Source organism: Stenotrophomonas sp. S39, from assembly GCF_016624665.1.
Taxonomy (GTDB): Bacteria; Pseudomonadota; Gammaproteobacteria; order Xanthomonadales; family Xanthomonadaceae; genus Stenotrophomonas.
Map to the genome: position 1 here is coordinate 18,308 of NZ_JACVTT010000057.1, position 12,100 is coordinate 30,407.

Below are 12,100 nucleotides of genomic sequence, written 5' to 3' on the forward strand. Positions count from 1 at the left end.
CTCATTGCACCGCGCCGCTCAGGCGCAGCAGCCACAGCGCGGCGAAGCCGCCGGCGGCACAGGCGGCGGGCACCAGCCAGGCGCGCGCCACCGTGCGGAAACTGAAGGCCCACAGCGCCGCCAGCATCCACAGCGGGACGAAGGCGATCAGGGCCGGCACCACCGCGCTCGGCCACGGCCCCGGCGGCAGCCAGGTCAGCAGGCCGGTGGCAGCGGCGGCAAGGAAGAAGCCAGCGAAGATGCCCGACAGGGCGCGCATCCACATCAGCGCGGCTCCCGTGCGCTGCCATCCATCGCCGGGCGGTGCCAGGCCGCCAGTGCCGGCAGCAGCAGGGCCACCAGCATCCAGGTGCACAGCATCGCCACCAGGCCGGCGGCAACGCCCAGTTCGGCCATCCACAGCCACAGCGAGGCGACCGCCGCGACCATGCCGATCTGCCGGCCCAGGCGGCCGGCACGGCGCAGGCGTGGCCAGCGGCAGTGCGGCGATGCCGCGTAGAACGCCAGGGCGGAAAACATCGCCGACAGCATGGCCAGGCTGCAGAAGCCCAGCGTGGACAGGCCCACGGTGATCATCGTCGGCTCACCACTGGTAACGCAGGCTGGCGGTGACGGTGCGTGGGTAGCCGTAGTAGCACCACGTCGCGCTGTTGCAGGCCGACACGTACTTCTTGTCGGCCGCGTTGGCGGCGTTCACCTGCAGGCGCCACGGGCCACGGTCGTAGTGCACGCTGGCATCGATCAGGGTGAACGACGGGGTGTACCAGTCGTTGTAGATGTCGCCGTAGATGCCACCGTTGTAGCGCACGCCCGCACCGAAGCCGAAGCCGCTCAGCGCGCCGGCGGTGAAGGTGTAGTCGGCGCCGAGCGAGGCGCTTTCCTTCGGCACCAGCGCCACCCGCTTGCCCAGCGAGGCGGCATCGGTGCTGCGGCGGACCTTGGCGTCCAGGCGGGTGTAGCTGCCATACACGCTCAGGCCCTGGCCGATGTTCCAGCGGCCTTCCAGCTCGGCGCCGCGCACGCGGGTCTGGCCCTGCTGGATCGAGAACAGGGTGTGCTGCGGGTCGACGGTGAGCGTGTTGTCCTGTTCGATCTGGTAGGCAGCGGCGGTCAGCAGGAGGCGGCCACCTTCAGGCTGGTACTTCACGCCGGCCTCGAACTGCTCGCCGGTGGTCGGCACGAAGGCGCGGCCTTCGAAATCGGTGCCGATGGTGGTCTGGAACGACTGCGACCAGCTGACGTAGGGGCTGACCCCGTTGTCGAACAGGTAGTTCACGCCGACCCGGCCGGAGAACTGGTCATCGCTCTGGTGGGCGGTGCCGGTGCCGCCGATGCGCTGTTCGGTATCGGTGCCGACCCAGTCCTGGCGGCCGGCCAGGGTCACCAGCCAGCGGTCGATGCGGATCTGGTCCTGCAGGTACAGGCCCAGCGTGCCCTGCGTCTGCACCTGCCGCGAGGTGTAGTCGGGCACCTGCACGGGCGCGCCGTATACCGGGTTGTAGGCATCGATGCTGGGCGCGCCGAACAGGAACGCCGAGGCGTAGTCGTCGCGCGCGCGGCGGTAGTCCAGCCCGGCCAGCACGGTGTGCTCGACGCGGCCGCTGTGGAAGCGGAACGTCAGGTTGTTGTCGATGGCCACGCTCTCGGAGGTGTCCATGCGCGGGTAGTAGTAGCGCACCAGCTCGGTGCTGTCCGGCGCGGCCAGGCCGAACAGGCCCAGGCTGCCGTGGCTGGCATCCACTTCGGCCCAGCTGTAGCGCACGTTCTGGTTGAACACGGTGCCGTCGCCGAAATCGTGGCGGAACTCATAGCCCAGCGACGCGGCTTCCTTGGTGTAGTCGTTCACCCCCGGCTCGCCGCTGAAGAAGTGGCGGGAGATGTAGCGGCCGTTGGCACCGGGCACCACCGTGCCCTGGTAGGGCAGGAAGCCGCCGGTCTCGACCGTGTCGTTCTTCTGGTAGCGGGCCAGCACGGTCAGCGAATTGGCCTCGTCCGGAGTCCAGGTGATGGACGGGGCGAGGTAGTAGCGGTCGTCATGGACCTGGTCGATGACGTTGTCGCTGTTGCGGGCCAGGCCGACCAGGCGGTACAGCACGCTGCCGCTGTCGTTGAGCGCGCCGCCGATGTCGAAGGCGGCCTGCTTCAGGCCGTAGTTGCCGACCTGCAGTTCCACTTCCTGCAGCGGGTTGGCGCTGGGGCGCTTGCTGACGAAATTGACCAGGCCGCCCGGCGGCATCGCGCCGTAGTTGACCGAGGCCGGGCCCTTCAGCACGTCGATGCGCTCCAGGCCATACGGCTCGATGCGCGATTCGCCGGTCCAGGTGCCTTCCACCGTGGCCAGGCCATCGAGGTAGCGGGCGGGCTTGAAGCCGCGCACCAGCAGCCAGTCGCTTCGCGTGTCCTCGCCGTACTGGCCGCCCTGGGCACCGGCGGTGTACCACACCGCTTCCTCCACGCCGTGGATGCCACGGTCGCGCATCTGCCGGTCGGTGATGACCGAGATCGACTGCGGAATCTCGCGCAGCGGGGTGTCGGTCTTGGTCGCGCTGCCGCTTTCGGTGGCGATGGGGGCGGTCACCTGCACGGTGTCCAGCGTGCGCGCTTCATCGGCCTGGGCCAGGGTGGGAAGCGCGCCGGACAGGGCTGCGGCCAGCGCAAGCGCCAGGGTGGACAGCGGGGCACGGAACAGGCCGGTACGAACCGGCAGCGACTGCGTAGACATGGGCGGATCCAGGGCCGGGAAGGGGCGCGCCACACGCAAGTGAGAAACGCCTGCGTATGGTAATCATTGCCATCTGGCCCCGCCAGCGGCCGCCATTCAGCCGCCCCGGCACGGCATTGGCCCGGCTGGCTTGGGCTTTGCCGCGCGCTGGTTTAAGATCGACGCAGAACCCTGACTGGAACAAGGTGGCCCGCGCCCAGCGCCGGCCGAGCGTGCGACATGAGCACTACCACCGCCCACCGCTGACCTGCCCCCGAAGGCCCTGTTCCGCAGGCGCCCTCGCGGCGCTTTTTTATTGCCCGGGCACCGCCCGGAACGCTTTCCAGCCCGCCCGAGCGGGCCCCGCACGAAGCCATTGCGATGATCAATATCACCCTTCCCGACGGCAGCCGCCGCGAATTCGAAAACCCCGTCAGCGTCATGGACGTCGCCCAGTCGATCGGCGCCGGCCTGGCCAAGGCCACCATCGCCGGTTCGGTCGATGGCGTGCTGGTCGATGCCAGCGACGTCATCGACCACGATGCCCGCCTGCGCATCATTACCGCCAAGGACGAGGAGGGCGTGGAAATCATCCGCCACTCCTGCGCCCACCTGGTCGGCCATGCCGTCAAGCAGCTGTACCCCGACGTGAAGATGGTGATCGGTCCGGTCATCGCCGAAGGCTTCTACTACGACATCTATTCCGAGCGCCCGTTCACGCCGGAAGACATGGCCGCCATCGAGAAGCGCATGGGCGAGCTGATCGCCCAGGACTACGACGTCATCAAGAAGGTGACGCCGCGCGCTGAAGTGGTGGAGATCTTCAAGGCCCGTGGCGAGGACTACAAGCTGCGCCTGATCAAGGACATGTCCGACGACATCCAGGCGATGGGCATGTACTACCACCAGGAATACGTGGACATGTGCCGCGGCCCGCACGTGCCGAACACGCGCTTCCTGAAGGCCTTCAAGCTGACCCGCATTTCCGGCGCCTACTGGCGTGGCGATGCGCAGAACGAACAGCTGCAGCGCATCTACGGCACCGCCTGGGCCGACAAGAAGCAGCTCGAGGCGTACATCAAGCGCATCGAAGAAGCTGAAATGCGCGACCACCGCCGCATCGGCAAGCAGCAGGACCTGTTCCACCTGCAGGAAGAGGCCCCGGGCCTGGTGTTCTGGCACCCCAAGGGCTGGGCGCTGTGGCAGGTGGTCGAGCAGTACATGCGCAAGGTCTACCGCAGCAGCGGCTACGGCGAAGTGCGCTGCCCGCAGATCCTGGACGTGAGCCTGTGGAAGAAGTCCGGCCACTGGGACAACTACCAGGACAACATGTTCTTCACCGAATCGGAGAAGCGCACCTACGCGGTCAAGCCGATGAACTGCCCGGGCCATGTCCAGGTGTTCAACCAGGGCCTGCACAGCTACCGCGACCTGCCGATCCGCTACGGTGAGTTCGGTTCCTGCCACCGCAACGAGCCGTCCGGCGCGCTGCACGGCATCCTGCGCGTGCGTGGTTTCACCCAGGACGATGGCCATGTGTTCTGCACCGAGAACCAGATCGAATCGGAAGTGACCGCGTTCCACCAGCAGGCGCTGGCGGTCTACCAGCACTTCGGTTTCGACGAGATCCAGATCAAGATCGCCCTGCGCCCGGAATCGCGCCTGGGTGACGACGCCACCTGGGACAAGGCCGAAGGCGCGCTGCGTTCGGCGCTGACCGCCTGTGGTGTGGAATGGCAGGAGCTGCCGGGCGAGGGTGCCTTCTACGGCCCGAAGATCGAGTACCACCTGAAGGACGCGATCGGCCGTACCTGGCAGCTGGGCACCATGCAGGTCGACTTCATGATGCCGGGCCGCCTGGGCGCCGAGTACGTGGACGAAAACAGCCAGAAGAAGCATCCGGTCATGCTGCACCGGGCCATCGTCGGCTCGATGGAGCGCTTCCTCGGCATCCTGATCGAGCACCACGCTGGCCAGTTCCCGGCCTGGCTGGCGCCGACCCAGGTGGTGGTGGCCAACATCACCGATGCCCAGGCTGAATACGTCTCCAGCGTGACCAAGACCCTTGCGGAGCAAGGCTTCCGCGTCAGCTCGGATTTGCGTAACGAGAAGATCGGCTATAAAATCCGCGAGCATACGTTGCAGCGCGTGCCTTACCTGCTGGTCATCGGTGACCGCGAGAAGGAAAATGGAGCTGTGGCGGTGCGTACGCGTTCTGGCGAAGACCTGGGCAGCATGAGCCTGCAGGCCTTCATCGAGCGGCTCCAGGCCGAGGGCGCGTAAGCAAAGGTCCGGTCCGGGCGCACAGGCACCCGGACCGGTTCGATACCCTTGGGAGAACGTAATATCAGCACCCCTGACAACAAACAGAACCGCAAGAATCAGGAAATCCGTGTGCCGCGCGTCCGCGTGATCGGCAGTGACGGAGAAATGATCGGCGTGTTGTCGCGCGACGAAGCGCTGTCCATGGCCGAAGATGAAGGCCTGGACCTGGTTGAAATCCAGCCGCAGGCCGATCCGCCGGTCTGCAAGATCATGGATTTCGGCAAGTTCAAGTTCGAAGCGCAGAAGAAGGCCAGCGAGGCCAAGAAGAAGACCAAGCAGGTCGAGATCAAGGAAGTGAAGTTCCGTCCGGTCACGGACGAGGGCGACTACCAGATCAAGCTGCGCAAGATGCGCGGTTTCCTTGAGGAAGGCGACAAGATCAAGGTCAACATCCGCTTCCGTGGCCGTGAAATGAGCCACCAGGAACTGGGTCGCGAGATGGCCAACCGGATCGAGACCGATCTGGGCGAGGACATCGTCATCGAATCCCGTCCGCGCCTGGAGGGGCGTCAGATGGTCATGATGATCGCGCCGAAGAAGAAGACCTGAGGCCTGACGGGCCGCCTTCCGGGGCGCCTGGCTGAATGGTTCAGGGTAAAGGGGCGCCACGGGCGTCCCTTTGCTTTTGCGGTAACCCGGTAATTCATGCCGGAAAGGGTCGCAGGGGCTGGTGGCAGGGCGGTTTTGCCTGTATCATGCCCGGCTCGACCCACCCAGGACGGGTCGTACGCCGATCATGGCAGGACGGAAAGAGTGGCCACGGCCACCGCCAGATCAGTCAGAAACCAGGGTCACCCCCATCAAGGACATTGCAATGCCCAAGATCAAGACCAACCGGGCAGCGGCCAAGCGTTTCCGCAAGACCGCCTCGGGCAAGTACAAGTGCGGCCACGCCAACCGTAGCCACATCCTCACGAAGAAAGCGACCAAGCGTAAGCGTAATCTGCGTCAGACGGGCCATGTCCGTGCAGAAGACGCAGGCCGTCTGGACCGCATGCTCCCTTACCTCTGAGGAACTGAAAAATGGCACGAGTTAAGCGTGGCGTACAGGCGCGTCGCCGCCACAAGAAAATCCTTGATCTGGCGAAGGGCTACTACAATGCCCGTCGCAAGGTCTTCCGCGTCGCCAAGCAGGCGGTCATCAAGGCACAGCAGTACGCCTACATCGGCCGTAAGCAGAAGAAGCGCAACTTCCGTTCGCTGTGGATCACCCGTATCAATGCGGCTGCCCGCATCAACGGCCTGAGCTACAGCCGCTTCATGAACGGCCTGCTGAAGGCCGGCATCACCCTGGACCGCAAGGTCCTGGCTGATATCGCCGTGCACGACGCAGCTGGTTTTGCTGCACTGGCCGAAAAGGCCAAGGGCGCACTGGCGGCATAAGTCCTTCCCGATGCCGTTGCCGTTCAACGGGAACGGTGTCAGGTAGAGGCAATGCATGGGGAAGGGCGCAAGTCCTTCCCCATTCTTTTTTGGGTCCCGGCAACGCCGCAGGCGCGCGGTGCGGGGACCGGCGGTGGCGACAGGGGTCGGCCCTTCGCGCATCGCGATGGCAGACCGACTGGAGTTCCGGCCCCCCATGAGCGACATCCAATCCCTCACCACCCAGGCGCTGGCCGATGTGGCCGCCGCACAGAGCCCCGACACGCTGGAACAGCTGCGCGTGGCCCTGCTCGGCAAGAGCGGCAGCATCACCGCCCAGCTCAAGCAGCTCGGCACCCTGCCGGCCGACGAGCGCAAGGCCGCCGGTGAAGCCATCAACCAGGCCCGTGACGCGCTGTCCAGCGCGCTGGGCGAGCGCAAGGCCGTGCTGGAAAGCGCCGCACTGGATGCGCGCCTGGCCGCCGAAGCGATCGACATCACCCTGCCGGGCCGCAACGGCGACCGCGCCGGCCTGCACCCGATCACCCGCACCCTGGAACGCATCACCGGCATCTTCGGCCGGTTGGGCTACGAGCTGTCCGAGGGTCCGGAGATCGAGGACGACTGGCACAACTTCGAAGCGCTGAACTTCCCGCCGCACCACCCGGCGCGTGCCATGCACGACACCTTCTACTTCGGCGACGGCCGCCTGCTGCGCACGCATACCTCCGGTGTGCAGGTGCGCTACATGGGCGAGCACCAGCCGCCGCTGCGCATGATCGCCGCCGGCAAGGTGTACCGCAGCGACAGCGACCAGACCCATTCGCCGATGTTCCACCAGGTCGAAGGCCTGCTGGTGGATGAGCATTCCACCTTCGCCGACCTGAAGGGCACGCTGGCCGAGTTCGTGCGCGCCTTCTTCGAGCGCGATTTCGAAATGCGCTTCCGCCCCAGCTACTTCCCGTTCGTCGAACCCGGCGCGGAAGTGGACATTGCCTGGCAGCAGCCCGACGGCAGCACCCGCTGGCTGGAAGTGCTCGGCTGCGGCATGGTCCACCCGAACGTGCTGCGCAACGTCGGCATCGATCCGGAGCGCTACACCGGCTTCGCCTTCGGGCTGGGCGTGGAGCGCTTCGCGATGCTGCGTTACGGCGTCAACGACCTGCGCGCGTTCTTCGAGAACGACGTGCGGTTCCTGAAGCAGTTCGCGTAACGGACCAGGTAGCGCCGGGCCATGCCCGGCGGACTCAACAACGCAGGCCCAGGCGCATGCGCCGGGCCCACCAGGGTGACACCATGAAATTCTCCGAAAACTGGCTGCGCAGCCACGTCCCGACCTCCGCCACGCGCGATGAACTGAGCGCGGTGCTCACCGCCATCGGCCTGGAAGTGGAAGAAGTGACCGCGCTCGGCAACGGCCTGCAGCACGTGGTCGTGGCACGCATCGTCGAGGCCGTGCGCCATCCCGAAGCCGACCGCCTGCAGGTGTGCAAGGTCGATGCAGGGCAGGGCGAACTGCTGCAGATCGTCTGCGGTGCGCCGAACGCGCGCCCGGGCCTGGTCGCGCCGCTGGCCATGGTCGGCGCGCAGATCGGCGATCTGAAGATCAAGCCGGCCAAGCTGCGCGGCGTCGAATCCAACGGCATGCTGTGCTCGGCCAAGGAGCTGGGCCTGGACACCGATGCCTCGGGCCTGCTGGAACTGCCTGATGATGCGCCGGTTGGCCAGACCCTGGTTGAATACCTCGGCCTGCCCGACGCCAGCATCGAGATCAAGCTGACCCCCAACCGCGCCGACTGCTTCAGCGTGCGCGGCATCGCCTACGACGTGGCCGCCGCCACCCGCAGCGAAGTGCTGGATTTCGCCGCCGATGCCATTGCGGCGGTCGGCAGCCGCGAGCTGTCCATCCAGCTCGACGCCGGCGCCGAAGCGCCGCGCTACCTGGGCCGTGTCATCGAGGGCGTCAACGCCGCCGCGAAGACCCCGCTGTGGATGGCCGAGCGCCTGCGCCGCAGCGGCGTGCGCCCGGTGTCGCTGCTGGTCGACATCACCCAGTACGTGATGCTGGAACTGGGCCAGCCGATGCACGCCTATGACCTGGGCACCCTGCAGGGCAGCATCGCCGTGCGCCGTTCGCGCGCCGGCGAAGCGATCAAGCTGCTGGACGGCCGCGATGCGGTGCTGGACGACAGCTTCCTGGTGGTGACCGACGCCGACCGTGCCGTCGGCCTGGCCGGCCTGATGGGCGGCTTCGATACCCGCGTCACCGACGACACCACCGCCGTGTTCCTGGAGGCTGCGCACTTCGCGCCGGCCGCCATCATGGGCCGTGGCCGCAAGCTGGGCCTGCACACCGATGCCGGCCACCGCTTCGAGCGTGGTGTCGATCCGGCGCTGCCGCGTACCGCCATCGAATACGCCACCCGCCTGGTGCTGGACCTGGCCGGCGGTACCCCGGCGCCGGTCACCGAGGCCGTCAACGAGGCCGATCTGCCGCAGGCGGCAACAATCACCCTGCGTCGTGCCCGCATCACCCGCGTGCTGGGCATCACCATCGAAGACGCCGAGGTCGAACGCATCCTGCGCGCGCTGGGCATGGGCGTGACCGCTGCCGGCGAAGGCTGGCAGGTGACCGCGCCGAGCCGTCGCTTCGATATCGCCATCGAAGAAGACCTGATTGAAGAACTGGCGCGCATCCACGGCTACGAGCAGATCCCGACCACCCTGCCGGGTGGCGCGGCGCGCGTGGCGATGCCGACCGAGACCCAGCTGGATGTGCTCAGCGTGCGCCGCCAGCTGATCGCCCGCGATCTGCAGGAAACCCTGAATTTCGCCTTCGTCGATGATGCGCTGCTGACCCAGTGGCAGCTGCGCGACAACCTGGTGCCGCTGGCCAACCCGCTGTCGGCCGAGCTGGCGGTGATGCGCCCGGCGCTGCTGCCGGGCCTGGTCGCCACCCTGGGGCGCAATGCCGCCCGCCAGCTGGCCCGCGTGCGCCTGTTCGAAGTGGGCCGGGTGTTCGCCCAGCAGGCTGGCGAAGGCCAGCCGGCACCGCTGGAAACCCCGCGCGTGGCGGCCGCCATCTGTGGCGATGCGCAGTCCGTGCAGTGGGGCCTGCCGACCCGCAAGGTCGATTTCCATGACCTGAAGGGCGACCTGGAATCGTTGGCCGCCGCCAGCGGTGCCGTGCTCGAATTCCGCCCCTCCACCCGTGCCTTCGGCCACCCGGCCCGTTCGGCCGAGGTGTACCGCGATGGCGTGGTGATCGGCTGGATCGGCCAGATCCATCCGCGCCTGGCCAAGGCCATGGACATCGAGGCTGACGTCTATGCCTTCGAGGTGGATCTGGAGGCGCTGTCCGCCCGTGCGCTGCCGCGTGCCGGCGAGCTGTCGCGCTTCCCGGCGGTGCGCCGCGACCTGGCGTTCCTGGTGCCTGAACAGGTGGCCTGGAGCGACCTGGCAGCGACCATCCGGCAGGCCGCCGGCCCGCTGCTGCGCGAGCTGAACCTGTTCGACCGTTACGTCGGCCAGGGTGTCGAGCCTGGGTTCAAGAGTCTCGCTATGGGCTTGATTTTGCAGGACAAGTCGCGCACTCTGACGGACCGCGACGTGGAAGCGGTGGTGGCCGAGGCGGTCACTGCGATCGAGCGTGAACACCACGCCCGGATCCGCGGCTGAGCGGGAAGCACTCAGGGGTAGCAGGCAATGGCATTGACCAAGGCGGAGATGGCGGAAAAGCTGTTCGACGAAGTCGGTCTGAACAAGCGGGAAGCCAAGGAATTCGTCGACGCGTTCTTCGATGTGCTGCGTGAAGCGTTGGAACAGGGACGTCAGGTGAAGCTGTCCGGCTTCGGTAATTTCGACCTGCGGCGCAAGAACCAGCGCCCGGGTCGCAACCCAAAGACCGGCGAGGAAATTCCGATTTCCGCCCGTACGGTGGTCACCTTCCGTCCGGGCCAGAAGCTCAAGGAGAGGGTGGAAGCTTATGCTGGATCCGGGCAGTAACCGCGAACTACCGCCGATCCCGGCCAAGCGCTACTTCACCATTGGTGAGGTAAGCGAGCTGTGCGACGTCAAGCCGCACGTGCTGCGCTACTGGGAAACCGAGTTTCCCAGCCTTGAGCCGGCCAAGCGCCGTGGCAACCGCCGCTACTACCAGCGCCACGACGTGCTGATGGTGCGGCAGATCCGCAGCCTGCTGTACGAACAGGGTTACACCATCGGTGGCGCGCGCCTGCGCCTGGATGGTCCGGATGCGCGCGAGGAATCGGCGCTGAGCAACCAGATCATCAAGCAGGTACGCATGGAGCTGGAAGAAGTGCTGCAATTGCTTCGCCGGTGATCCAAAACCCCGCGTAATCCGCTATACTTCACGGCCCGCCGCACTGGCGGGTACATCGCAGCATCAGTCGGGGCGTAGCGCAGCCTGGTAGCGCATCTGCCTGGGGGGCAGAGGGTCGTCGGTTCGAATCCGGCCGTCCCGACCACTGTGATGAAACAGAAAGCCTGCGCAGCGATGCGTGGGCTTTTTTGTTGTTGCGTTGTATGCTTCGCACCACTCGTACTACCGCGGCTGCTGAACCCGGTACTCACGAGAAAACATCATGGAAACTGCAAGAACCCGAGCCTGGCGTCGTGCCAGGGCGCGCCTGCACGGCGGTGACCGCCCTGCACCGGTGCAGGCCTTCAAGCCCGAGAAGAACTGGAAGCTGCTGTACACGCGCGGCGACAAGCTGATCCGCGCGCGCCAGTTGGGGTTTACCTATCCCATCCTCAGCACCACGCAGCTGCTGGAGCAGGGATGATCAACCTTCTGTTTGTCTGCAGCCGCAACCAGCTGCGCAGCCCGACCGCCGAAGCCATGTGGCGACGGCGGCCTGGCTTGGCCGCACGTTCGGCGGGCACCAGCCCGCATGCACGCCATCCCATCAGCCCGGCGGATATCCGCTGGGCCGATGTCATCTTCGTCATGGAGCCCAAGCACCAGCATCGTCTGCAGGCAGCCTTCCCACGGTTGCTGGAACACACGCCGCTGCACTGCCTGGACATCCCCGACGACTACCGTTGCATGGACCCGGCGCTGATGGCACTGCTGGAGTTGCGGGTCGCGGCTTACCTGCCGGTTGCCACCTGATACCGGGCGTTCAGGCCCGCAGCCCATACGCTGCGGTACTTCCCTTATCATCGGCGCACATCCGATTGCATCGGCATTCTCCTCGCACCCGCCACCGGCGGTTGCGGCGGGCGTGCAGGACGATGCGCGGACCACGACGACCACAGGGGGTTGCGTTGATCAGCAGTACCGTCATTCATCGTTCGGCCGACGCAGGCACGGACGGCGTCCGTGTCCTGGACACCACGTTCAAGGAAAAGCGCGTCTTTGTTTCATGGGGCCTGCGTGGCGAGGATCTCAGCCGCGAGGCCGAGCCGGCCGAAACCGTTGCCGCGCGCCAGGCATTGCAGCGCGAGTCGCGGCAGGTTGAAGGGCCTCGCAGCGGCGGGGTGTTCATTGCCAACCAGGCCGCCGCGGCCATCAGCGTGTACCGCCTGCTCAGCGAGGCGCGCAGTGGCGATGCCGTGTTCTTCCTGTGCGATTCGCCGGCGGTGGTCGAGTGGCTGGTGACCGCGCTGGAAATACGCGAAGGCTGAAGCGCGCTTTGTAGAGTCGGGGGGGGGGGGGGGGGGGGGGCCCCCGGCGGCCCCCCGCGCGGG

At 66.6% G+C, this 12,100-nt stretch carries 14 protein-coding genes and 1 tRNA gene; 12 read left to right on the forward strand and 3 right to left on the reverse strand.

What is annotated here, in order from left to right:
* Position 1 precedes the first annotated feature (1 nt).
* The 3 genes from IAE41_RS14690 to IAE41_RS14700 are packed head-to-tail and all read right to left on the reverse strand — an operon-like array spanning position 2 to position 2,722.
* The gene (locus IAE41_RS14690) at positions 2-265 is read right to left on the reverse strand and encodes a hypothetical protein (protein WP_108758148.1); all 264 of its coding nucleotides are present in this window, start codon (positions 263-265) and stop codon (positions 2-4) included.
* Positions 265-576 carry a hypothetical protein gene (locus IAE41_RS14695; RefSeq protein WP_200733616.1) on the reverse strand — a complete coding sequence of 104 codons (312 nt, stop codon included), beginning with the start codon at positions 574-576 and terminating at the stop codon, positions 265-267. Before IAE41_RS14695 ends, IAE41_RS14690 begins: the two co-directional genes overlap by 1 nt.
* 7 nt (positions 577-583) lie before the next feature.
* Complete coding sequence (locus IAE41_RS14700) at positions 584-2,722, reverse strand: TonB-dependent siderophore receptor (RefSeq protein WP_200733617.1); 2,139 nt, start codon at positions 2,720-2,722, stop codon at positions 584-586.
* Positions 2,723-3,082: 360 nt separating this feature from the next.
* Between IAE41_RS14700 and thrS the strand changes: the two genes are divergently transcribed.
* From thrS to IAE41_RS14760, 12 genes are all read left to right on the forward strand, one after another.
* Positions 3,083-4,984: a threonine--tRNA ligase gene (gene thrS, locus IAE41_RS14705; RefSeq protein WP_200733618.1), complete on the forward strand. Its 1,902-nt coding sequence runs from the start codon at positions 3,083-3,085 to the stop codon at positions 4,982-4,984.
* A gap of 63 nt (positions 4,985-5,047) precedes the next feature.
* Positions 5,048-5,575, forward strand: coding sequence for a translation initiation factor IF-3 (gene infC / locus IAE41_RS14710; protein WP_075076340.1), 528 nt, complete (start codon positions 5,048-5,050; stop codon positions 5,573-5,575).
* Between the two features lie 265 nt (positions 5,576-5,840).
* Complete coding sequence (gene rpmI, locus IAE41_RS14715; protein ID WP_005410436.1) at positions 5,841-6,038, forward strand: 50S ribosomal protein L35; 198 nt, start codon at positions 5,841-5,843, stop codon at positions 6,036-6,038.
* A gap of 11 nt (positions 6,039-6,049) precedes the next feature.
* Positions 6,050-6,409 (forward strand): 50S ribosomal protein L20, encoded by a 360-nt coding sequence (gene rplT, locus IAE41_RS14720; protein ID WP_005410435.1) that lies wholly within the window; start codon positions 6,050-6,052, stop codon positions 6,407-6,409.
* 196 nt (positions 6,410-6,605) lie between these two features.
* Entirely contained in the window at positions 6,606-7,601 is a 996-nt protein-coding gene (gene pheS, locus IAE41_RS14725; RefSeq protein ID WP_200733619.1) for a phenylalanine--tRNA ligase subunit alpha, read from the forward strand.
* An 83-nt stretch (positions 7,602-7,684) separates the two neighbouring features.
* Positions 7,685-10,066 carry a phenylalanine--tRNA ligase subunit beta gene (pheT, locus tag IAE41_RS14730; RefSeq protein ID WP_200733620.1) on the forward strand — a complete coding sequence of 794 codons (2,382 nt, stop codon included), beginning with the start codon at positions 7,685-7,687 and terminating at the stop codon, positions 10,064-10,066.
* A gap of 27 nt (positions 10,067-10,093) precedes the next feature.
* Complete coding sequence (locus IAE41_RS14735) at positions 10,094-10,393, forward strand: integration host factor subunit alpha (protein ID WP_005410432.1); 300 nt, start codon at positions 10,094-10,096, stop codon at positions 10,391-10,393.
* Positions 10,374-10,730: a MerR family transcriptional regulator gene (locus IAE41_RS14740; protein ID WP_005410431.1), complete on the forward strand. Its 357-nt coding sequence runs from the start codon at positions 10,374-10,376 to the stop codon at positions 10,728-10,730. Before IAE41_RS14735 ends, IAE41_RS14740 begins: the two co-directional genes overlap by 20 nt.
* A 68-nt stretch (positions 10,731-10,798) precedes the next feature.
* Positions 10,799-10,875, forward strand: a tRNA-Pro gene (locus IAE41_RS14745).
* A gap of 117 nt (positions 10,876-10,992) precedes the next feature.
* Positions 10,993-11,193, forward strand: coding sequence for a hypothetical protein (locus IAE41_RS14750; RefSeq protein ID WP_108747075.1), 201 nt, complete (start codon positions 10,993-10,995; stop codon positions 11,191-11,193).
* Complete coding sequence (locus tag IAE41_RS14755; protein WP_200733621.1) at positions 11,190-11,522, forward strand: phosphotyrosine protein phosphatase; 333 nt, start codon at positions 11,190-11,192, stop codon at positions 11,520-11,522. The genes IAE41_RS14750 and IAE41_RS14755 overlap by 4 nt, the downstream gene beginning before the upstream one ends.
* Positions 11,523-11,644: 122 nt before the next feature.
* Entirely contained in the window at positions 11,645-12,037 is a 393-nt protein-coding gene (locus IAE41_RS14760; RefSeq protein WP_200733622.1) for a hypothetical protein, read from the forward strand.
* Positions 12,038-12,100 lie beyond the last annotated feature (63 nt).